19 protein-coding genes are annotated in these 19,707 nt (G+C 72.4%); 8 read left to right on the top strand and 11 right to left on the bottom strand.

Annotated elements, in window-relative coordinates; genetic code table 11:
• Window positions 1-216: 216 nt before the first annotated feature.
• Genes ACZ3OF_RS17125 through pdhA form a run of 3 tightly spaced genes read right to left on the bottom strand, consistent with a single transcriptional unit; the run spans window position 217 to window position 3,787 of the window.
• Entirely contained in the window at window positions 217-1,599 is a 1,383-nt protein-coding gene (locus tag ACZ3OF_RS17125) for a dihydrolipoamide acetyltransferase family protein (RefSeq protein ID WP_467305284.1), read from the bottom strand.
• Window positions 1,599-2,627: an alpha-ketoacid dehydrogenase subunit beta gene (locus tag ACZ3OF_RS17120; protein ID WP_361670027.1), complete on the bottom strand. Its 1,029-nt coding sequence runs from the start codon at window positions 2,625-2,627 to the stop codon at window positions 1,599-1,601. Before ACZ3OF_RS17120 ends, ACZ3OF_RS17125 begins: the two co-directional genes overlap by 1 nt.
• Window positions 2,627-3,787, bottom strand: a complete 1,161-nt coding sequence (pdhA, locus tag ACZ3OF_RS17115; protein WP_361670029.1) for a pyruvate dehydrogenase (acetyl-transferring) E1 component subunit alpha — start codon at window positions 3,785-3,787, stop codon at window positions 2,627-2,629. Before pdhA ends, ACZ3OF_RS17120 begins: the two co-directional genes overlap by 1 nt.
• A gap of 177 nt (window positions 3,788-3,964) precedes the next feature.
• Here pdhA and ACZ3OF_RS17110 point away from each other — a divergent pair, with 177 nt between their 5' ends.
• Window positions 3,965-4,489 (top strand): Lrp/AsnC family transcriptional regulator, encoded by a 525-nt coding sequence (locus ACZ3OF_RS17110; RefSeq protein ID WP_391800093.1) that lies wholly within the window; start codon window positions 3,965-3,967, stop codon window positions 4,487-4,489.
• Between the two features lie 125 nt (window positions 4,490-4,614).
• Here the strand turns inward: ACZ3OF_RS17110 and ACZ3OF_RS17105 are convergent, their stop codons facing one another.
• Together ACZ3OF_RS17105 and ACZ3OF_RS17100 are read right to left on the bottom strand one after the other, a co-directional pair.
• Complete coding sequence (locus tag ACZ3OF_RS17105; RefSeq protein ID WP_361435307.1) at window positions 4,615-5,208, bottom strand: TetR/AcrR family transcriptional regulator; 594 nt, start codon at window positions 5,206-5,208, stop codon at window positions 4,615-4,617.
• Window positions 5,205-6,821, bottom strand: coding sequence for a 3-hydroxyacyl-CoA dehydrogenase (locus ACZ3OF_RS17100; RefSeq protein WP_467305280.1), 1,617 nt, complete (start codon window positions 6,819-6,821; stop codon window positions 5,205-5,207). The genes ACZ3OF_RS17105 and ACZ3OF_RS17100 overlap by 4 nt, the downstream gene beginning before the upstream one ends.
• 177 nt (window positions 6,822-6,998) lie before the next feature.
• Here ACZ3OF_RS17100 and paaN point away from each other — a divergent pair, with 177 nt between their 5' ends.
• On the top strand, window positions 6,999-8,693 hold the full coding sequence (gene paaN, locus ACZ3OF_RS17095) for a phenylacetic acid degradation protein PaaN (protein WP_467305278.1): 1,695 nt from the start codon (window positions 6,999-7,001) through the stop codon (window positions 8,691-8,693).
• A 61-nt stretch (window positions 8,694-8,754) separates the two neighbouring features.
• Here paaN and ACZ3OF_RS17090 read toward each other — a convergent pair whose 3' ends face one another.
• Genes ACZ3OF_RS17090 through ACZ3OF_RS17080 form a run of 3 tightly spaced genes read right to left on the bottom strand, consistent with a single transcriptional unit; the run spans window position 8,755 to window position 11,536 of the window.
• Complete coding sequence (locus ACZ3OF_RS17090; RefSeq protein WP_361670036.1) at window positions 8,755-9,417, bottom strand: TrmH family RNA methyltransferase; 663 nt, start codon at window positions 9,415-9,417, stop codon at window positions 8,755-8,757.
• Window positions 9,414-10,811, bottom strand: a complete 1,398-nt coding sequence (locus tag ACZ3OF_RS17085; RefSeq protein WP_467305276.1) for an HTTM domain-containing protein — start codon at window positions 10,809-10,811, stop codon at window positions 9,414-9,416. Before ACZ3OF_RS17085 ends, ACZ3OF_RS17090 begins: the two co-directional genes overlap by 4 nt.
• The gene (locus tag ACZ3OF_RS17080) at window positions 10,808-11,536 is read right to left on the bottom strand and encodes a DUF5819 family protein (RefSeq protein ID WP_361670041.1); all 729 of its coding nucleotides are present in this window, start codon (window positions 11,534-11,536) and stop codon (window positions 10,808-10,810) included. The genes ACZ3OF_RS17085 and ACZ3OF_RS17080 overlap by 4 nt, the downstream gene beginning before the upstream one ends.
• A 113-nt stretch (window positions 11,537-11,649) precedes the next feature.
• On the opposite strand from ACZ3OF_RS17080, the gene paaA reads away from it, so the two are divergent.
• From paaA to ACZ3OF_RS17050, 6 genes are all read left to right on the top strand, one after another.
• The gene (gene paaA / locus ACZ3OF_RS17075; protein WP_467305274.1) at window positions 11,650-12,747 is read left to right on the top strand and encodes a 1,2-phenylacetyl-CoA epoxidase subunit PaaA; all 1,098 of its coding nucleotides are present in this window, start codon (window positions 11,650-11,652) and stop codon (window positions 12,745-12,747) included.
• Window positions 12,744-13,031 carry a 1,2-phenylacetyl-CoA epoxidase subunit PaaB gene (gene paaB, locus ACZ3OF_RS17070; RefSeq protein ID WP_361670046.1) on the top strand — a complete coding sequence of 96 codons (288 nt, stop codon included), beginning with the start codon at window positions 12,744-12,746 and terminating at the stop codon, window positions 13,029-13,031. The genes paaA and paaB overlap by 4 nt, the downstream gene beginning before the upstream one ends.
• On the top strand, window positions 13,028-13,783 hold the full coding sequence (gene paaC, locus ACZ3OF_RS17065) for a 1,2-phenylacetyl-CoA epoxidase subunit PaaC (RefSeq protein WP_361670049.1): 756 nt from the start codon (window positions 13,028-13,030) through the stop codon (window positions 13,781-13,783). Before paaB ends, paaC begins: the two co-directional genes overlap by 4 nt.
• On the top strand, window positions 13,777-14,280 hold the full coding sequence (paaD, locus tag ACZ3OF_RS17060) for a 1,2-phenylacetyl-CoA epoxidase subunit PaaD (protein WP_361435313.1): 504 nt from the start codon (window positions 13,777-13,779) through the stop codon (window positions 14,278-14,280). Before paaC ends, paaD begins: the two co-directional genes overlap by 7 nt.
• Window positions 14,281-15,369 carry a 2Fe-2S iron-sulfur cluster-binding protein gene (locus tag ACZ3OF_RS17055; RefSeq protein WP_361670052.1) on the top strand — a complete coding sequence of 363 codons (1,089 nt, stop codon included), beginning with the start codon at window positions 14,281-14,283 and terminating at the stop codon, window positions 15,367-15,369.
• 82 nt (window positions 15,370-15,451) lie between these two features.
• Window positions 15,452-16,585 carry an acyl-CoA dehydrogenase family protein gene (locus ACZ3OF_RS17050; protein WP_467305269.1) on the top strand — a complete coding sequence of 378 codons (1,134 nt, stop codon included), beginning with the start codon at window positions 15,452-15,454 and terminating at the stop codon, window positions 16,583-16,585.
• Window positions 16,586-16,619: 34 nt separating this feature from the next.
• Here ACZ3OF_RS17050 and ACZ3OF_RS17045 read toward each other — a convergent pair whose 3' ends face one another.
• The 3 genes from ACZ3OF_RS17045 to ACZ3OF_RS17035 all read right to left on the bottom strand — a co-directional run bounded on the left by ACZ3OF_RS17045 (window position 16,620) and on the right by ACZ3OF_RS17035 (window position 19,623).
• Window positions 16,620-16,964, bottom strand: a complete 345-nt coding sequence (locus tag ACZ3OF_RS17045; protein ID WP_361670054.1) for a rhodanese-like domain-containing protein — start codon at window positions 16,962-16,964, stop codon at window positions 16,620-16,622.
• Window positions 16,965-17,031: 67 nt separating this feature from the next.
• Window positions 17,032-18,072, bottom strand: coding sequence for a hypothetical protein (locus tag ACZ3OF_RS17040; RefSeq protein WP_467305267.1), 1,041 nt, complete (start codon window positions 18,070-18,072; stop codon window positions 17,032-17,034).
• A gap of 102 nt (window positions 18,073-18,174) precedes the next feature.
• Window positions 18,175-19,623: a DUF2252 domain-containing protein gene (locus tag ACZ3OF_RS17035; RefSeq protein ID WP_361670056.1), complete on the bottom strand. Its 1,449-nt coding sequence runs from the start codon at window positions 19,621-19,623 to the stop codon at window positions 18,175-18,177.
• Window positions 19,624-19,707: the final 84 nt, after the last annotated feature.

Genomic DNA, 19,707 nt, shown 5'->3' with positions numbered 1-19,707 from the left:
CCTCTGTCTCAACCAGGGAGACGAGACCAGGGGCGCGGGGCGAGGGGCGCGGGGCGAGGGGAGAGCCCCGGGCTCCGGGCGAGGGGGCGCAGGCCCGAGCTGCGGGGCGAGGGCTCGTGGGCGACGGCCCCGGGTCGCCCCGGGCCACGGACCGGGCTCCGGGGCGGGAGGGTGTCGGCTCGCGAGGCGGGTGTTCGCCCCGCGAGCCCGTCGGGGTCAGAGCGTGCGCAGCAGGACCGCCGGGTGTTCCACGCAGTCCGCGACGTAGCGGAGGAAGCCGCCCGCCGTGCCGCCGTCGCAGACCCGGTGGTCGAAGGTCAGCGACAGCTGGACGACCTTGCGGACCGCCAGTTCGCCCTCATGGACCCACGGCTTGGGGATGATCCGGCCCACCCCGAGCATCGCCGCCTCCGGGTGGTTGATGATCGGCGTGGAGCCGTCCACCCCGAACACCCCGTAGTTGTTCAGCGTGAACGTCCCGCCCGTGAGGTCACCCGGCGTCAGCGTCCCCTGCCGGGCGGACTCCGTCAGCCGCGCGAACTCCTCCGTCAGCGACTCCGCCGTCCGCGTGCCCGCGTCCCGGACCACCGGGACGACCAGACCGCGCGGGGTCTGCGCCGCGAACCCGAGGTGCACGGACGGCAGTCGGACGATCTCCCGTGCCGCCGTGTCCACGGTGGAGTTGAGCTCCGGATAGCGCGCGAGCCCATGCGTGCAGATCCGGGCGAGCAGCGCGAGCAACGAGATCTTCGGCCCGCCCGCCGCGTTCATCGCGGCCCGCGCCGCCATGAGCTCGGTCGCGTCGGCGTCCACCCAGCAGGTCGCGTCCGGGATCTCCGTACGGCTGCGCGAGAGCTTGTCGGCGACCGCGCCACGGACTCCGCGCAGCGGAACCCTCTCCCCGCCTTCGGCCGGGACCGCGGCCGCGGGCACCGGTGCCGGACGCGCCGCGGCCGTCTCGGCGGCGGCCAGGGCCGACTCGACGTCGGCCCGCAGGATCAGCCCGGCCGGACCGGACCCACGCACCTCGCGCAGATCGAGCCCCTTGTCCCGGGCCAGCTTCCGTACGAGCGGCGAGATCACCGGCAGGGGTCCGTCAACGGGCGCCGGAGCCGGAACAGGAGCCGGAGCCTGGGCCGGAGTCGGGGCCGCGGCCTTCGCCTCCGTACGGCCGGCGCCCGCTGCCGCAGCGCTCTCGTGACGCACCCGGCGACGCCTCGCCGCCGGTCCGGCCGTGCCGTACCCGACGAGCACGTTGCCCGAGTACTCCGACGACTCGGCGTCCCCGGCCGAGGCCGCGGAGGAAACCGACGCCCCGGCCGCACCGGACACCGCCGTGCCGGACGAAGCCGTACCGCCCACCGCGACCGTCAGCAGCGGCGCGCCGACCGGCAGTTCCGTGCCCTCCTCGCCGAAACGGGCGGTCACCACGCCCCCGTACGGGCACGGCACCTCCACCATCGCCTTGGCGGTCTCCACCTCGACGACCGGCTGGTCGATGGCGACGACGTCGCCCACGTTCACCAGCCAGCGCACGATCTCCGCCTCGGTCAGCCCCTCACCGAGGTCGGGCAGCTTGAACTCGAGCACCTGCGCCATCAGTGACCCGCCTCCCACTGCAGCCGCGCCACCGCGTCGAGCACCCGGTCCACGCCCGGCAGGTGGTGCCGCTCCAGCATCGGCGGCGGATACGGGATGTCGAACCCGGCGACCCGCAGGACGGGCGCCTCCAGATGGTGGAAGCACCGCTCGGTCACGCGCGCGGCGATCTCTCCGCCCGGCCCGCCGAACCCGGTCGACTCGTGCACCACGACCGCCCGCCCGGTGCGCCGCACCGACGCGCAGACCGTCTCGTCGTCGAACGGCACCAGCGAGCGCAGATCGACCACCTCCAGGTCCCAGCCCTCCGCCTGCGCGGCCTCCGCCGCCTCCAGACAGACCGGCACGGACGGCCCGTACGTGATCAGCGTCGCGCTGCGCCCGCTGCGCCGCACCACGGCCTTGCCGATCGGCTCCACCGGCGCCGGCGCCTCCGGCCGCCAGTCCGCCTTCGACCAGTACAGCCGCTTGGGCTCCAGGAAGACGACCGGGTCGTCGGAGGCGATGGCCGCCCGCAGCAGCCCGTACGCGTCCTCGACCGTCGCCGGGGTGACGACGTGCAGACCCGGCGTCGCCATGTAGTACGCCTCGGACGAGTCGCTGTGGTGCTCGACGCCGCCGATCCCGCCGCCGTACGGCACACGGATCACCAGCGGCATCGGCATCGCGCCCCGCGTGCGGTTCCGCATCCGGGACACATGGCTGATCAGCTGCTCGAACGCCGGGTAGGCGAAGGCGTCGAACTGCATCTCGACGACCGGCCGCAGCCCGTACATGGCCATGCCGACGGCCGTGCCGAGGATGCCCGCCTCGGCCAGCGGGGTGTCCGTGCAGCGGTCCTCGCCGAACTCCTTCGCGAGGCCGTCCGTGACCCGGAAGACACCGCCGAGCGTGCCGACGTCCTCACCCATCACATGGACCGTCGGGTCCTCGGCCATCGCGTCGCGCATGGCCCGCTGGAGGGCCTGCGCCATGGTGGCGGGCTTGGCCGTGGCCTTGTCCGCCGTCGTCTTCTGCGCGGTCGTCATCACGCCTCACCCTCGGCGTCGAGCTCGGCCCGCAGCTGCGCGGCCTGCTCGCGCAGTTGTGCCGTCTGCTCGGCGTAGACGTGCGCGAACAGGTCCATCGGGTCGAGGACGGGGTCGGCGTTCATCCGCTCGCGCAGCGCCGCCGCCATCGTCTCAGCGGCCTCCGCCGCCGCCTGCTTGCGGCTCTCGTCGATGATCCCGCGCTCCGTCAGCTCCCGCTCCAGGATCACGATCGGGTCGTGTGCCCGCCAGGTCTCGACCTCGCTGTCCCCGCGGTAGCGGGTCGCGTCGTCGGCGTTGGTGTGGGCGTCGATGCGGTACGTGACGGCCTCGACCAGCGTCGGTCCGCCGCCGCGCCGCGCGCGTGCCACGGCCTCGGTCAGCACCTGGTGGACGGCGACCGCGTCGTTGCCGTCGACGAGCCGGCCCGGCATGCCGTACCCGACTGCCTTGTGGGCCAGCGAGGGGGCCGCGGTCTGCTTGGCGAGCGGTACGGAGATCGCGAAGCCGTTGTTCTGCACCAGGAACACCACGGGGGCCTGCCAGACGGCCGCGAAGTTCAGCGCCTCGTGGAAGTCGCCCTCGCTGGTGCCGCCGTCGCCGACCATGGCGAGCGCGACCACGTCGTCGCCCTTGAGCCGGGCGGCGTGGGCCAGTCCCACGGCGTGCGGCAGCTGGGTGGCGAGCGGGGTGCTCAGCGGCGCTATGCGGTGCTCACGCGGGTCGTACCCGGTGTGCCAGTCCCCGCGCAGCAGCGTCAGCGCCTGGACCGGGTCCAGTCCGCGGGCGACGGCCGCGAGGGTGTCGCGGTACGAGGGGAACAGCCAGTCCCGGTCCTCCAGGGCCAGCGCGGCCGCGACCTCGCATGCCTCCTGCCCGGTGGTCGACGGGTACACGGCCAGCCGGCCCTGCTTGGTCAGCGCCGTGGCCTGCGTGTTGTACCGGCGGCCGCGCACCAGCTCCGCGTAGAGCCGCCGCAGCAGCTCGGGGTCGGCGTCGGCCACCGCGTCCGTGCCGAGGACCCGGAAGGGCTCGGCGTCGGGCAGCAGCGGGGCGGGGTCGGTGCGCGGCTTCCACGCCGGCGGCGGGGTGGGCCGGTATGCAGATGCGGCACCGGGCGGCTCTTGGACTGTCGAACTGCGCTGTTGCAACGAGTCCACCTCCTCGTGGGAGCGGGCATAAGACCCGAAGGCGGGTGGCGCGGATGTGGCGCGCCTCACCTACCGATTGTTCGGTCGTGGAGGCATTTTGGCTACAGGCGCCCTCAGCCTGTGGACAATCGGTTCTCCACAGCCTGGGATAGAGACATGTCGTCCATGGATGAGAGGCGGGGGGACATGGCGGATGAACAAATGGCCGACGGCTGGGAGCAGGCCCTGGCCCAGAGTCCGGCCGGAGTGCCGCAGGGCCCGCCGGCGCGGCCGCTCGACGCGATCGACCGCGACATCCTGCGCATCCTGCAGACGGACGGTCGCGCCTCGATACGTTCCGTGGCCGAACGGGTGCATGTGTCCCGGGCCAACGCCTACGCGCGGATCAACCGGCTGATCGACGACGGGGTGATCCGCGGCTTCAGCGCCCGGGTCAACCACGAGCGCGCGGGCCACGGCGCCTCGGCCTACATCACGCTCAAGATCGTCCAGAATTCCTGGCGCACCGTGCGCGAGCAGCTCCAGGCGCTGCCGGGCGCCGCGCACATCGCGCTGGTCAGCGGGGACTTCGACGTCCTCCTGCTGGTACACACGCCGGACAACAGGACGCTGCGGGAGCTGGTGCTCACCAAGCTCCAGTCGATCCCCGAGGTGCTCTCCACCCGCACGCTGCTGGTCTTCGAGGAGACGGACCTCGACCCGGACCACTGAGGGCAGGCTCGCGGCCATGCCCGACGCCCGGCGGCGTCCACCGAGCCGACGCCCAGGGCGGCCTTCGGCACCCTCGGCGCCCCCGCACAACCCTCCACGGGGCCGCGGGGACGCTCCAGCGGGCCTCAGCGGGCCGTACGCAGCCCGTCGAAGGCCAGGTGGACCACGGTGTCGGCGAGCTGCTCACGCTCCGCGTGCGCGCCCGGAAGCGGCCGGTACCACTCCACGAGCGAGTTGATCATTCCGAAGAGCAGCCGGGTGGCGAGCTTGATGTCCACATCGGCCCGCAGGTCCCCGTCGGCCACCGCCGCCTTCAGCAGGTCGGCCACCCGGTGGTCGAACTCGCGGCGGCGCTCCATCGCCCAGCGCTCGGTGTCGGTGTTGCCCCGGACCCGCAGCAGCAGCGTCACGTACGGCAGCTCCGCGATCAGCACCTCGACCGTGCGCCGGGTGACGTACTCGACCCGCTCGATGGCCCGCCCGCGCCCCGCACCCGGCTCGTCGAGGATTCCGAAGAGCCCGTCTATGGCCCGGCTGACGGCCCGCCGCAGCAGCTCCTCCTTGCCCGCGACGTGGTGGTAGATCGAGGACTTGGAGATCCCTGCCGCCTTGGACAGGTGTTCCATGGACGTGCCGTCGTAGCCGCGCTCGTTGAAGACCTGCACGGCGACGGAGAGCAGCGTCTCGGGCGTGTACGTGTCACGCTTCGCGGTGGTCATGCCGTCGCCTCCGCCTCGGCCGAGACCGACCCGACCTCGGCCGACTCGGCGGCGATCCGCTCGGCGGTGGCCCTGCGGCGCAGCGCCTGCGAGGGGGCGTAGCGGCCGGTCGGGTACTCCTCGTGGAGGTTCGAGAGCGTCTCCAGGACCCAGCCGACGCCCAGCTCCTCGCCCCAGGCGAGGGGCCCGCGCGGATAGTTCACGCCGAGCCGCATCGCGGTGTCGATGTCGTCGGCGTCGGCCACCGCGCGCGCGGCGGCGTCGAAGGCGAAGTCGGCGAGCATCGCGACCGTACGGGCGACGATCATGCCGGGGATGTCCCGGATGACGCTGACCTTCTTGCCCGCCGCCTGGAAGAGGCCGATCGCCTCCTGGAGCGCGGTGTCGTCCACGGTGGCCGAAGGCCCGAGCACGATCCGCTCGCAGGTGGAGAAGTCCAGCGCGAGGTCGATGTGGATCACCGGCATCTCGGCGTCCTCGGCCGCGGTCCCGTCGGCGAGGAAGAGCCGGGTGCCGCTCGGCAGCTCGATCCAGCCCGGGTAGCCGGCCACGCCGTCGTCCCCGTGGTCGACCACGATCGCGGCTTCCTCGATCAGCTGGACCAGGGCGCACGCCTGGCCCATGTCGCCCTGGACCGTCACCGAGGCCGGCGGCGCGGCGGGCGGCGCGGTGTGCGGCTCGGGCGCCGCAGCGCCGTCCCCGTACGGGAACCAGCCCTGGCCCGACTTGCGGCCGAGCCTCTCCGACTCCACCAGGCGCCGCTGCGCGAGGGAGGGCGTGAACTTGGGGTCCTGGTAGAAGGAGTCCCAGACGGACCGGGTGACGGCCTCGTTGACGTCCTGGCCGATGAGGTCGGTCAGCTCGAAGGGGCCCATCCGGAACCCTCCGGACTCGCGCAGGGCGGCGTCGATGGTGGCGGGGTCGGCCGCGCCCTCCTCGTAGACCCGCAGCGCCTCCGCGTAGAAGGGCCGGGCTATCCGGTTGACGATGAAGCCGGGGGTGTCGGCGCAGCGCACCGGGGTCTTGCCCCAGGCCTTCACGGTCTCGTACGCGCGCGTGGCGGCGGATTCGTCGGTGGCGAAGCCGCTGACGACCTCGACGAGCGGCAGCAGCGGCGCCGGGTTGAAGAAGTGCAGTCCGACGAAGCGGCCGGGCAGCCGCAGCCCGCCCGCGATCGCGGTGACGGAGAGGGAGGAGGTGTTGGTGGCGAGGAGCGCGTCGTCGCCGACGATCTTCTCCAGCTCGGCGAAGAGCTGCCGCTTGACCGGGAGGTGCTCGACGATCGCCTCGACGACGAGCGCGGCGTCGGCCAGTTCCGTCAGCTCGGCGGCGGCGTGCAGCCGGCCGACGGCTCCGTCGCGCGCGGCCCGGTCCATCCGCCCCTTCTCGACCAGCCGGTCCAGGCGGGCGGCGAGGGCGGCCACGGCCTCCTCGGCCCGGCCGGGGGCGCTGTCGTAGAGCCGTACGGGATGTCCGGCGACCAGCGCGACCTGCGCGATTCCCTGGCCCATGGTCCCCGTGCCGACGACAGCGACGGTACGGCTGCGGTCGAGGCGGTCGGCACCGGAATCCGGCGCGGCGCCCGCCCCGGCGTCGCTCACATTGGCGGTCATACGACTGATCCTCCCCGATGGGTTGTCCACAGCTTCGACAGACCCCCTTGTCCCGACCGATCGTTCGGTTACTCTAACTCTGTCCGTCCTTTGCTGCCCACCCGTCTTCCACGACCACCCGTTGTGGAGCGCTCCGCGCGCCGAATCGATCTAGCTCGACGAGGAGTTGGTCCTGTAATGGCCGCCGCTCAGCTGACCACCGACGCCCTGGCCGAGAAGCACCGGTCCACGCTCGACCAGGCTCTCGACACCATCCGCACCCGCGCCTACTGGTCGCCCCACCCCGAGCACCCCAAGGCCTACGGCGAGAACGGCTCGCTGGACGCCGCCGCCGGTCTCGAGGCGTACAAGGCGCTGCTGAACACCCGTTTCGAGCTGGACCAGCCCGGCACCGACGCCTGGACCGGTGACGAGACCTCGCCGTACGGCCCGGCGCTCGGCATCGAGTACCCGCACGCCGACATCGACGTCCTGCTGCCCGCGATGCGCGCCGGCATGGCCGGCTGGCGCGAGGCCGGCGCCGAGGTCCGCGCCCTGGTCTGTCTGGAGATCCTCGCCCGGATCTCCGCCCGCACGCACGAGTTCGCACATGCCGTCATGCACACCAGCGGCCAGGCCTTCATGATGGCGTTCCAGGCCGGCGGCCCCCACGCCCAGGACCGCGGTCTCGAGGCCGTGGCGTACGCGTACGCGGAGCAGACCCGCACCCCCGGCAACGCCGGCTGGTCCAAGCCCCAGGGCAAGCGGGACCCGCTGGAGCTCAGCAAGGCGTTCACGCCGGTCGCGCGCGGCATCGCCCTCGTCATCGGCTGCAACACCTTCCCGACCTGGAACGGCTACCCGGGCCTCTTCGCCTCCCTCGCCACGGGCAACCCCGTCCTGGTCAAGCCGCACCCGCGCGCCGTCCTCCCGCTGGCGCTCACCGTCCGCGTCGCGCGCGAGGTCCTCGCCGAGGCGGGCTTCGACCCGAACCTGGTCGCGCTGGCCGTCGAGCGGCCCGGCGAGGGCATCGCCAAGACCCTCGCGGTCCGCCCCGAGGTCCGGATCATCGACTACACCGGCTCCACCGCCTTCGGCGACTGGCTGGAGGCAAACGCCCGCCAGGCCCAGGTCTACACGGAGAAGGCCGGGGTCAACACGGTCGTCGTCGACTCCACCGCCGACTACAAGGGAATGCTGTCCAACCTGGCGTTCTCCCTGTCGCTGTACAGCGGCCAGATGTGCACCACCCCGCAGAACCTGCTGATCCCCCGCGACGGCATCACCACCGACGCGGGCCCCAAGTCGTACGACGAGGTGGTCGCCGACCTGTCGGCCGCGGTCGGGGGTCTGCTCGGCGACGACGCCCGGGCGAACGCGCTGCTCGGCGCCCTGGTCAACCCGGACGTGAAGGCGCGCCTGGAAGCCGCCCCCGGCCTCGGCGAGGTGGCGCTCGCCTCCCGCGAGGTGGCGAACCCGGACTTCCCGGACGCCGTCGTCCGTACGCCGGTGATCGTCAAGCTGGACGGCTCCAAGCCCGACGCGGACGCCGCGTACTTCTCGGAGTGCTTCGGCCCGGTCTCCTTCGCCGTCTCCGTCGACTCGACGGCCGACGCGCTGGAGCTGCTGCGGCGCACGGTCCGTGAGAAGGGCGCGATGACGGTCGGGGCGTACACCACCTCGCCCGAGACCGAGCGCGCCGTGGAGGAGGTCTGCCTCGAGGAGTCGGCCCAGCTCTCGCTGAACCTGACGGGCGGGGTCTACGTCAACCAGACGGCGGCGTTCTCCGACTTCCACGGCTCCGGCGGAAACCCGGCCGCGAACGCGGCCCTGTGCGACGGAGCGTTCGTCGCCAACCGCTTCCGGGTGGTGGAGGTCCGCCGCCAGGCGTGATCTCCCGGGCTCGCGGGGCCCTACGGGGTCTCCGCGAGCCCGCTCACCGCGGGTCCGCCGGTCACGCGCCCGGGGTGATCTCGGCGTACCGCTGCACCCACGCGTGCATCGCGATCGCCGCCGCGGCCCCCGCGTTGATCGACCGGGTCGAACCGAACTGGGCGATCGAGCAGACCATCTCCGCGTGCTCGCGCGCCTCCTCGGTGAGGCCCGGCCCCTCCTGGCCGAAGAGCAGCACACAGCGGCGCGGCAGCACGGTCCGCTCCAGCGGCACCGCGCCCGGCAGGTTGTCGATACCGATGATCGCCAGGCCCTCGGCCGCCGCCCACGCGGTCAGCGACTCGGTGTCCGGATGGTGGCGCACATGCTGGTAGCGGTCGGTGACCATCGCCCCGCGGCGGTTCCAGCGCCGCCGGCCGACGATGTGGATCTCCTTCGCCAGGAAGGCGTTGGCGGTCCGCACCACCGAGCCGATGTTGAAGTCGTGGCCCCAGTTCTCGACCGCGACATGGAAGTCGTGGCGCCGGGTGTCCAGGTCGGCGACGATCGCCTCCCGCGTCCAGTACCGGTACCGGTCGACGACATTGCGCCGGTCGCCGTCCGCGAGCAGCTCCTGGTCGTAGCGCTCACCGTCCGGCCAGGGCAGCGGATGCGGCCCCACACCGACCTCGGGGGCATACCCGTCGTCGTACTGGATCGGCTCGGACTGTTCTGCGGTGCTCACCCCACGAGGGTACGGGGGGCGGAATCCTCACCCGTACGGCGCTGCTCGGGCACCTTGCCGAGGCGGCGGGGCAGCAGCCGGTCCCGGCCGCGCCCCACCCGCGCGCCCAGCCACACCAGGAACGCCGTCGGCAGGAACACCGCGTCCGCGGAGATCATCGCGAGCGAGAACAGGGGAAGCCCGAGGAGCACGGCGATACCGGCGTGCTCCAGCATCATCGCGACGAGCAGGACGTTCTTGACCTTGCGATTGAACAGCGCGAAGGGGAACGCGACCTGGATCAGGACGGTGCCGTAGGTCAGCACCAGCACCAGCACACCGCTGGAGCCGAGCAGATCGGACAGGGCGGGCCAGGGCGTGAAGTAGTCCAGCTGGAGCGGGTAGTAGAGCGCGGTGCCGTCCTGCCAGCGCGAACCCTGGATCTTGTACCAGCCGGCCGTCGCGTAGATCAGACAGACCTCTGCCATGATCACGACGAGGGTGGCGTTGTGGGCGAGGTTGGCGAGGACGTCGAGGAGCGTGCGGGGCTCACCCGGCGAGTAGCGGCACACCCACCACCACAGCGCCTGCGCCAGCCACAGCACCCACAGCATCACCAGGAGCCACAGCGAGCCGGTGATGTCGGAGAAGTACGTGGCGGCGAGCAGGAAACCGCCCAGCACCGTCCACAGCAGCGGGCCGACGACGTCGCGACTCGGCGCCCGCCCCTCTTCCGCCTCCCGGGCCTCACGGGCCGCCCGGCGGGCGTCGAGCGACCAGACCTGACCGCACCGGGTCAGGACGAGATAGATCGCGGCGAGGTGGAGGACGTTGTCCCCGCCGTCGCCCATGAAGACGGAGCGATTCTGCAGGGACAGCACGCCGACCATGAAGACCACCGACATGGCGCGGGTCCGCCAGCCGAGCAGCATCAGGAGCGCGGAGAGCAACGCGAGGGCGTAGACGATCTCGAACCAGAACGCGCCGTCCGACCACATCAGGGCCGTGAACGCGTCGTTCTGGGCGATCAGCTGGCGGCCCATCTCCCACGACCAGGGGCCGTCGGGGCCGTAGAGCTCGTGCCGGTGGGGCAGCTCGCGCAGCAGGAAGAGCAGCCAGGTGAGGGAGAAGCCGATCCGGACGATCGCGGTCTGGTACGGGCCGAGCGCCGAGGCCGTGACCCGCTGAACGCCCCGGGCGAGCCGCCGGTCGAACGGCTCCCGAGGCGGCGCGGGGGCCTTGGCCGAAGGAGCCTCGACCGAGGAGGGCTCGACCGCGCGGCTTCCGGCACTCCGGGCGTTCTGGGCGCCGTCGCGGCTCTCGCGGCTCTCCGGGCTCTCGGCGCCGTCGCGGCTCTCGCCGTCCTCGGGGTTCTCGCCGCCGTCGGCGTTCTGGTGCGTGAATGATCGGTTCACCGGCCCGCCTCCGTACGGTCGTCACGCGCCCCGCCCGGCAGATCGGCGGCCGTCACCTTCCACCACGGCAGCTCCCGGTGGACGGGTTCCGTGCTGCTCTTCTCGGTGCTCCACGAGGGGGCGGGAACGCCGCGCGTGGTGGAGCGGAGCTGGATCTGCTCCACCGCGCCACCGAGCCGCTGCTCGTCGAGACGGAGCATGACGATCCTGCGGACGTAGCTCTCGGAGAGCCGGCCCCGCAGACCGTTGGGCAGATGGTCCTCGGTGTGCGTGTTCAGGTAGAAGTCCCACGCCCGGCGGAGCTCGTTCTGTTGGGTATGGCTGGGCACGAGACTGCCGCGTATCGCCTCGGCGTCCTGGGCGGTCAGATCGATCCAGTCCGTCGTGCGCGGAGCACCGCCGGCGTCCGCGACCCGGGCGCGCACCTGGACGGCGACGTTCTGCTGGAGCGGGTTGGGGGCGAAGAGCTTCCAGTTCTGCTCGAACTCGGGATACACCCAGTCGTCGACCGCGGCGCCGTGCTGCTTGGTCAGCGTGTTCGACGGCGCGACGTGCAGGAACACCATCGCGAGGTGGACGCAGGCGAGGACGCCGACGACGGCGAGCGAGACGGCCGCGACGACCTGGTACGGAAGGGAGAGCGAGGCGATCCCGGCGCCCCCGCGCGGACCCGGTTCCGGCAGGTGGCGCTCCTCGTGCGCGTCCGCGTCGTCGTGCGCTTCCATCCCGCCCCGATCCCGATCGGTCCACCCTCGGTTATCCACAGGGTTGACACCATACGGGCCGCCGACCGACCATTGAAGTCATTCAACCGAACGATCGGTCGGTAGGGAGTGCGATGACCGCAGGGACGGCAGCGACCGCAGTGACCGCGGACGCGCAGAGCGCGCGGGCGGCCGCGCACGGCGAGCAGGACACGGCCGCGGCGGCGGCCCAGGCTGCCTACGAGGCGGTGTTCGACGCCGCCGTCGCCGCCGACGAGCGCATCGAGCCGCGCGACTGGATGCCCGACGCCTACCGGGCCTCTCTCGTCCGCCAGATAGCGCAGCACGCCCACTCCGAGATCATCGGAATGCAGCCCGAGGCCAACTGGATCACCCGCGCGCCCTCGCTGCGCCGCAAGGCGATCCTCATGGCCAAGGTCCAGGACGAGGCCGGCCACGGGCTGTACCTGTACAGCGCGGCGGAGACCCTCGGCACCGGCCGCGACGAGCTCCTCGACAAGCTCCACGCCGGCCGCCAGAAGTACTCCTCGATCTTCAACTACCCCACGCTGACCTGGGCCGACGTCGGTGCGATCGGCTGGCTCGTGGACGGCGCCGCGATCACCAACCAGGTCCCGCTCTGCCGCTGCTCCTACGGCCCGTACGCCCGCGCGATGGTCCGTATCTGCAAGGAGGAGTCCTTCCACCAGCGGCAGGGGTACGAAGCACTCCTCGCCCTCTCCCAGGGCACCGAGGCGCAGCACGCCATGGCGCAGGACGCGGTGGACCGCTGGTGGTGGCCCTCGCTGATGATGTTCGGCCCGCCGGACGACGAATCGGCGCACTCCGCCCAGTCCATGGCCTGGAAGATCAAGCGGCACTCCAACGACGAACTGCGCCAGCGCTTCGTCGACATCGCCGTCCCCCAGGCCGAAGCCCTCGGACTCACCCTCCCGGACCCGGACCTGCGGTGGAACGAGGAGCGCGGGCACTACGACTTCGGCCCCATCGACTGGGCCGAGTTCTGGGACGTCCTCAAGGGCAACGGCCCCTGCAACGAACAGCGTCTCGACCGGCGCCGCCGCGCCCACGAAGAAGGCGCCTGGGTCAGGGAAGCGGCCGCGGCCTACGCCGACAAGCACACCGCTGCACCGCAGCACACGAACACCAACACCAACACGACCGCGGACACGAGCACGGACGCGAACGCGAACGGGGAGGCACGGGCATGACCACCGACGGATGGCCGCTGTGGGAGGTGTTCGTGCGCTCGCGCCGCGGACTGTCCCACACGCACGCCGGCAGCCTGCACGCGCCGGACGCCGAGATGGCCCTGCGCAACGCCCGCGACCTCTACACCCGCCGCAACGAAGGCATCTCGATCTGGGTGGTCCCCTCCGCCGCGATCACCGCCTCCTCGCCCGACGAGAAGGACCCGTTCTTCGAACCGTCGGCCGACAAGCCCTACCGCCACCCCACCTTCTACGAGATCCCCGAGGGAGTGAAGCACCTGTGAGCGAAGCACCCGCGAGCGCGACCGCCGGCACCACCGGCACCACCGCGATCACCGAAGCCGCCCTCGCCCTCGGCGACGACGCCCTCGTGCTCTCCCACCGGCTGGGGGAGTGGGCGGGCAACGCCCCCGTCCTGGAGGAAGAGGTCGCCCTCGCCAACATCGCGCTCGACCTCCTCGGCCAGGCACGCATCCTGCTCTCCCTCGTCGGGGACGAGGACGAACTGGCCTACCTCCGCGAAGAGCGGGCCTTCCGCAACACCCAGCTCGTCGAACAGCCCAACGGCGACTTCGCCCACACCATCGCCCGCCAGCTCTACTTCTCCACCTACCAGCGACTCCTGTACGGACAGCTCGCCGCCGGCGACGGCCCCCTGAGCGGCCTCGCGGCGAAGGCCGTCAAGGAAGTCGCCTACCACCAGGACCACGCCGAACACTGGACCCTGCGCCTCGGCGACGGCACCGACGAGAGCCACGCCCGCATGCAGCGCGCCTGCGACGCCCTCTGGCGGTACACCGGCGAACTGTTCCAGCCCCTCGAAGGCCTCGGCGTGGACCACGAAGCCATGCGCGGCGCCTGGCTCGACTCGATCACGGCCGTCCTCGAACGGGCCACCCTCACCGTCCCCAGCGGCCCCGACACCGGCGCCTGGCGCGCCGGAGCCGGCCGCCAGGGCCTGCACACCGAGTCCTTCGGACGCATGCTCGCCGAGATGCAGCACCTGCACCGCAGCCACCCGGGGGCGACATGGTGACCACCGCCATGACGGACCTGGAGCGGGAACTGAGCCGGATCGCCGGCGCCGTCCCCGACCCCGAACTGCCCGTCCTCACCCTCGAAGAGCTCGGCGTCCTCCGCGGCGTCCAGGTCCTCGGCCCGGGCCGCGTCGAGGTCGAACTGACCCCGACGTACACCGGCTGCCCCGCGATCGAGGCGATGTCCTCCGACATCGAGCGCGCCCTGCACGACCACGGCGTCCCCGACGTCTCCGTCGTCACCGTCCTCGCCCCCGCCTGGTCGACGGACGACATCAGCGACGAAGGACGGCGCAAGCTCGCCGAGTTCGGCATCGCCCCGCCCCGCCCCCAGGGCCCGGCAGGCGGCCCCGTGCCCCTCACCCTGGCGATCCGCTGCCCGCACTGCGGCTCCACCGAGACCGAGCTGCTCAGCCGGTTCTCCTCCACGGCCTGCAAGGCGCTGCGCCGCTGCACGGCCTGCCGCGAACCGTTCGACCACTTCAAGGAGTTGTAGATGCAGTCCTCACGCTCCGGACGGGCTGAGTTCCATCCGCTCCGGGTGAGCGAGGTCGAGCAGCTCACGGACGACTCGGTGGCCGTAACCTTCGCGGTCCCGCCCGAGCTGCGCGACGCCTACCGCCACACCCCCGGCCAGCACCTCGCCCTGCGCCGCACCGCGCGGGACGGCGAGGAGATCCGCCGTACGTACTCGATCTGCGCGGCCGCGGCCCCCACCGGCCAGCACCCCGTCCTGCGCGTCGGCATCCGGCTGGTGGACGGCGGCGAGTTCTCCACGTACGCCCTGAAGGAACTGGCCGTCGGCGACACCGTCGACGTCATGGAGCCGATGGGCCGCTTCACCCTCACGCCCCGCCCCGGCCGCTTCGCCGCCGTGGTCGGCGGCAGCGGCATCACCCCGGTCCTGTCGATGGCGGCCACCCTGCTCACCCAGGAGCCGGACGCCAGGTTCCACCTCGTCCGGAGCGACCGCACCGCCTCCTCCACGATGTTCCTGGACGAGGTCGCCGACCTCAAGGACCGTTTCCCCGACCGCTTCCAGCTCGTCACCGTGCTCTCCCGCGAGGAGCAGCAGGCCGGCCTCCCCTCCGGGCGGCTCGACGAGGAACGACTGACCGGTCTGCTCCCCGCGCTCCTGCCCGTCGACGACATCGACGGCTGGTTCCTGTGCGGCCCGTTCGGACTCGTCCAGGCCGCCGAACGCGCCCTGCGCGGGCTCGGCGTCGTCCGCTCCCGGATCCACCAGGAGATCTTCCACGTCGACGACGGCTCGGCACCCGCCTCCGAGCCCGCCACGACCGCCCCGGCCCACGCCACGCTCACGGCCACCCTGCACGGCCGCTCCGGCAACTGGCCGGTGCAGAAGGGCGAGACGCTGCTCGAAACGGTCCTCCGCGCCCGCGCCGATGCCCCCTACGCCTGCAAGGGCGGGGTCTGCGGCACATGCCGCGCCTTCCTCGTCGACGGCGAGGTCCGCATGGAGCGCAACTTCGCGCTGGAGCCGGAGGAGACCGAGGCCGGATACGTCCTGGCCTGCCAGTCCCACCCGGCCACCGCGGAAGTGGAGCTGGACTTCGACCGCTGACCGTCCCCCCGCGCCCATTCCCTTCCCCTAGAACCTGTTCTATCTTGACGATCCGTCAGACAGGCAACGGGAGGGCATGGCCGTGGACTTCACCTTCACCGAGGAACAGCAGGCGGCCGTCGAGGCGGCCAAAGCGGTCTTCTCCGGCGTCACGCCCGACGCCGTACCGAGCCCCGCGCTCACCCCCGGAGCCGTCGCCGACGACTTCGACCGACCGCTCTGGTCCCGCCTCGCCACCGCCGACCTGCTCAGCCTCGTCCTCGACCCCGAACACGGCGGCGCGGGCCTCGACACCATCGCCCTCTGCCTCGTCCTCCGCGAATCCGCACGCGTCCTCGCCCGCGTGCCCCTCCTGGAGACCAGCGCGGTCGCCATGACCATCCAGCGCTACGCCGACGCACACACCGCGGCCCAACTCCTCCCCCGCATCGGAAGCGGCGAACTCGTCCTCACCGCCGCCTCCAACGGCCGCACCGGCCACGACCCCGCCGAACTCGCCGTCACCGCCCACCGCGACGGCACCGACTGGATCCTCGACGGCCTCCAGAGCGCCGTCCCCTGGGCCCACGGCGCCGACCGCATCGCCGTCCCCGCGCACACCACCGAAGGACAGACCGTCCTCGCCCTGCTCCCCCGCACCCACCCCGGCCTCACCCTGGCCGAGCAGTACTCCACCAGCGGCGAACTCCTCGCCGAAATAAGCCTGGACTCCGTACGCCTCGACACCGCCGACGTCATCGAAACCGACGGCGCCTGGGACTGGCTCCGCGGCGTCCTCGCCACCGGAACCTGCGCCCTCGCCCTCGGACTCGGCGAGAACGTCCTCACCATGACGAGCCAGTACACCGGCAAACGCGAACAGTTCGGCCACCCCGTGGCCACCTTCCAGGCCGTCGCCGTCCAGGCAGCCGACCGCTACATCGACCTGCGCGCCATGGAAGTCACCCTCTGGCAGGCCGCCTGGCGCATCAGCAGCGGAGCCGGCGGCCCACTGCCGCCCGCCGCCGACATCGCCGTCGCCAAGATCTGGGCCTCGGAAGGCGTACGCCGCGTCGTGCAGACCGCCCAGCACCTCCACGGCGGCTTCGGCGCCGACACCGACTACCCGCTGCACCGCTACCACGCCTGGGCCAAACAGCTCGAACTCGCCCTCGGCCCCGCCGCTGCCCACGAAGAAGCCCTGGGCGACCTCCTGGCCGCCCACTCCCTCGGCTGAACCAGCCCGGGACGACCGCCCGGACGTCCCCGCCCTAGGCCACGAAGCCCGGGGCGCCGGCCGCCGTCACCACCGGACGCCCGGCCGCGTCCCAGGCGATCATGCCGCCGTCGACGTTCACCGCGTCGATCCCCTGCTGCACCAGATACTGCGTGACCTGAGCCGACCGGCCGCCCACCCGGCACATCACATACGCGCGACGCCCGTCGGCCACCGCCTCGGTCACCTCACCGAAACGCGCCACGAAATCGCTCATCGGCACATGCAGCGCGCCATCGGCATGACCCGCCACCCACTCGTCGTCCTCACGGACGTCCAGCACCAGGGCATCGGCCGGCACGGAAGCCACGTCCACCGAGGGGAGCGGGGCGAAATTCATGGGACAGGCCTTCTCTCGTACGAACGGCTCGACTGAACGCGAACCCTGTGAAAAAAACCTACTGCACCTACTCCACGAGCGCGGCGAGCTCCGCCTCACGCTCGGCGACCTGCGCGAGCAGCTGCTCGGCGATCTCCTCAAGGAGCCGGTCGGGGTCGTCGGGCGCCATCCGCAGCATCGCGCCGATCGCACTCTCCTCCAGCTCCCGCGCCACCAGGGTCAGCAACTCCTTGCGCTGCGACAGCCACTCGAGGCGCGCGTACAGCTCCTCGCTCTCGCTGAGCCGCTCAGGCTCGGGCACCGGACCGGCCGCCCACTCCTCGGACAGCTCGCGCAGCAGCGCCACGTCACCGCGGGCGTAGGCCGCGTTCACGCGAGTGATGAACTCCTCACGCCGCTTGCGCTCGTCCTCCTCGCGCGCCAGATCCGGGTGGGCCTGGCGGGCCAGCTCGCGATACAGCTTCCGCGCCTCCTCACCGGGCCGGACCCGCTTGGGCGGCTGCACCGACTGGCCGGTCAGCATGGCGGCGGCCTCGGGGGAGAGCCCATCGGAGTCCATCCAGTCATGGAAGAGCTCGTCGACGGCCGGCATCGGCATCACGACGGCCCGCGCCTCCTGAGCCCGCCGCAGATCCTCCGGATCCCCGGTCCGAGCCGCCCGCGCCTCGGCGATCTGCGCGTCCAGCTCGTCGAGCCGCGTGTACATGGGGCCGAGCTTCTGATGGTGCAGCCGGGAGAAGTTGTCGACCTCGACGCGGAAGGTCTCCACGGCGATCTCGAACTCGATCAGGGCCTGCTCGGCCACCCGCACGGCCTTCTCCAGCCGCGCCTCAGGCCGCTCCGCCCCAGCCGCGCCACCCGAGCCGCCCTCCGGGCCCACGCCCACCGAGTCCGCCTCCGGGCCCACGCCCACCGAGTCCGCCTCCGGGCCCACGCCCGCCGGGCCGCCCTCCGGGGCCACGCCCGGCTCCGATCCGGCCGAGTCCGCCTCCGAGCCCACGCCCGAATCCGAGCCCACGCCCGCCGGGTCCACGCCCGAATCCGAGCCCGCGCCCGGGTCCACGTCCTGGTCCTGGTCCACGCCCACGTCCTCGCTCCGGTCCGTCACCCCACCAGCCTACGATCCTCCGGGGGCCCCTCCCCCCCTCCCTCCCCCCTCCCCCGTCCCCCCGTGGACGGCTGCCGGCCCGTGTCGGGCAGGCGTGTGCCGTCAGACGCCGAGCTCGGCCGCTATCCGGCCGTCGCGTACCGCCGTCACCAGATCGGTGTGGTCCGCCGTGGTGCGGTCGGCGTAGGCGACGGCGAAGGCCGCGACGGCCTCGTCGAACTCCTCGTTCTTGCCGCAGTAGCCGGCTATCAGGCGCGGGTCCGCGCTGTGGGCGTGGGCGCGCGCCAGCAGGGCGCCGGTCATGCGGCCGTAGTCGTCGACCTGGTCGGGCGTGAGCGCGGCCGGGTCGACGCTGCCCTTGCGGTTGCGGAACTGGCGTACCTGGAACGGGCGCCCCTGCACCGTGGTCCAACCGAGCAGGATGTCGCTGACGACCTGCATCCGCTTCTGCCCGAGCACCACGCGCTGCCCTTCGTGCGCCGCGTCCGCGGCGGTGAAACCGACCGCCGGCAGATGGGGGAGGAGCGCCGAGGGGCGCGCCTCCTTCACCTGGAGGACGAGCGCCTCTCCCCGGTGGTCGAGGAGCAGCACCACGTACGAGCGGGTGCCGACGCTGCCGGTGCCGACGACGCGGAAGGCGACGTCGTGGATGGCGTACCGGGCGAGGAGCGGCAGCCGGTCCTCGGAGACGGTGTCCAGGTAGGGGCCGAGCGCGGCGGCGACGGCGGCCGCCTCCGCGTCCGGGACGCGGCGCAGGACCGGCGGTGCGTCGACGAACCGCCGGCCGACGCCGTCGGCGTCGGTCACGGACTCGGTGGACTTGGCGGCGAACCGGGCGCTGGTGTTGTTCCGGGCCTTCTCCGAGACCCGTTCGAGGGTGCCGACGAGGTCGCGGGCGTCGGTGTGGGAGACGAGCTCTTCGTCGGCTATGGCGTTCCAGGCGTCGAGCGCGGGGAGCTTGGCGAGCAGCCGCATGGTGCGCCGGTAGGCGCCGACGGTGTCGAAGGCGGCGGCCCGGCAGGTGTCCTCGTCTGCGCCCACTTCGCGGCCGGCGAGCACGAGGGAGGTGGCGAGTCGTTTGAGGTCCCATTCCCAGGGGCCGACGACGGTCTCGTCGAAGTCGTTGAGGTCGATGACGAGCCCGCCGCGGGCGTCGCCGTAGAGGCCGAAGTTCGCCGCGTGGGCGTCGCCGCATATCTGGGCGGCGACGCCGGTGACGGGCGAGCCGGCCAGGTCGTGGGCCATGAGCCCGGCGGAGCCGCGGAGGAAGGCGAAGGGGCTGGCGGCCATGCGTCCGACGCGTATGGGCGTCAGTTCCGGTACGCGGTCGCGGCTCGACTCTTCGACGGCCCGGACGGCGTCGGGGCGGTCGTCGGCGAGGGCGAGGGTGCTGTGGGTGGCGCGGGGGACGCGGGTGCGCAGGGCCTTGCCCTGTTCCTTGGGGGAGTTCGTGGCTCCCGCCGCCGCCCGCCGGGCGAACCCGGGCACGTGCGGTACGCGCCCGCTCTCCGTGCCTCGCTGTTCCGGTACCGCTGTCTGGATCTCGTCCATGGGACGCCTCCCCCGCCTTCGTGCTGTGCTGTCCGACATCGACTGGGCATGACGGTACCGCCGGGTTCGGCGGCCCGTCTTCCC

This window comes from Streptomyces sp. NPDC022552 (genome assembly GCF_055561875.1).
This window is presented reverse-complemented; position numbering and strand designations above follow the sequence as displayed.

What these genes read in the sequence shown, in the direction of transcription:
- ACZ3OF_RS17125 (WP_467305284.1), bottom strand. Translation starts at nt 1,599, where the DNA reads ATGGCGCAGGTGCTCGAGTTCAAGCTGCCCGACCTCGGTGAGGGGCTG.
- ACZ3OF_RS17120 (WP_361670027.1), bottom strand. Translation starts at nt 2,627, where the DNA reads ATGACGACCGCGCAGAAGACGACGGCGGACAAGGCCACGGCCAAGCCC.
- ACZ3OF_RS17110 (WP_391800093.1), top strand. Translation starts at nt 3,965, where the DNA reads ATGGCGGATGAACAAATGGCCGACGGCTGGGAGCAGGCCCTGGCCCAG.
- ACZ3OF_RS17105 (WP_361435307.1), bottom strand. Translation starts at nt 5,208, where the DNA reads ATGACCACCGCGAAGCGTGACACGTACACGCCCGAGACGCTGCTCTCC.
- ACZ3OF_RS17100 (WP_467305280.1), bottom strand. Translation starts at nt 6,821, where the DNA reads ATGACCGCCAATGTGAGCGACGCCGGGGCGGGCGCCGCGCCGGATTCC.
- paaN (WP_467305278.1), top strand. Translation starts at nt 6,999, where the DNA reads ATGGCCGCCGCTCAGCTGACCACCGACGCCCTGGCCGAGAAGCACCGG.
- ACZ3OF_RS17080 (WP_361670041.1), bottom strand. Translation starts at nt 11,536, where the DNA reads ATGGAAGCGCACGACGACGCGGACGCGCACGAGGAGCGCCACCTGCCG.
- paaA (WP_467305274.1), top strand. Translation starts at nt 11,650, where the DNA reads ATGACCGCAGGGACGGCAGCGACCGCAGTGACCGCGGACGCGCAGAGC.
- paaB (WP_361670046.1), top strand. Translation starts at nt 12,744, where the DNA reads ATGACCACCGACGGATGGCCGCTGTGGGAGGTGTTCGTGCGCTCGCGC.
- paaD (WP_361435313.1), top strand. Translation starts at nt 13,777, where the DNA reads ATGGTGACCACCGCCATGACGGACCTGGAGCGGGAACTGAGCCGGATC.
- ACZ3OF_RS17055 (WP_361670052.1), top strand. Translation starts at nt 14,281, where the DNA reads ATGCAGTCCTCACGCTCCGGACGGGCTGAGTTCCATCCGCTCCGGGTG.
- ACZ3OF_RS17045 (WP_361670054.1), bottom strand. Translation starts at nt 16,964, where the DNA reads ATGAATTTCGCCCCGCTCCCCTCGGTGGACGTGGCTTCCGTGCCGGCC.
- ACZ3OF_RS17035 (WP_361670056.1), bottom strand. Translation starts at nt 19,623, where the DNA reads ATGGACGAGATCCAGACAGCGGTACCGGAACAGCGAGGCACGGAGAGC.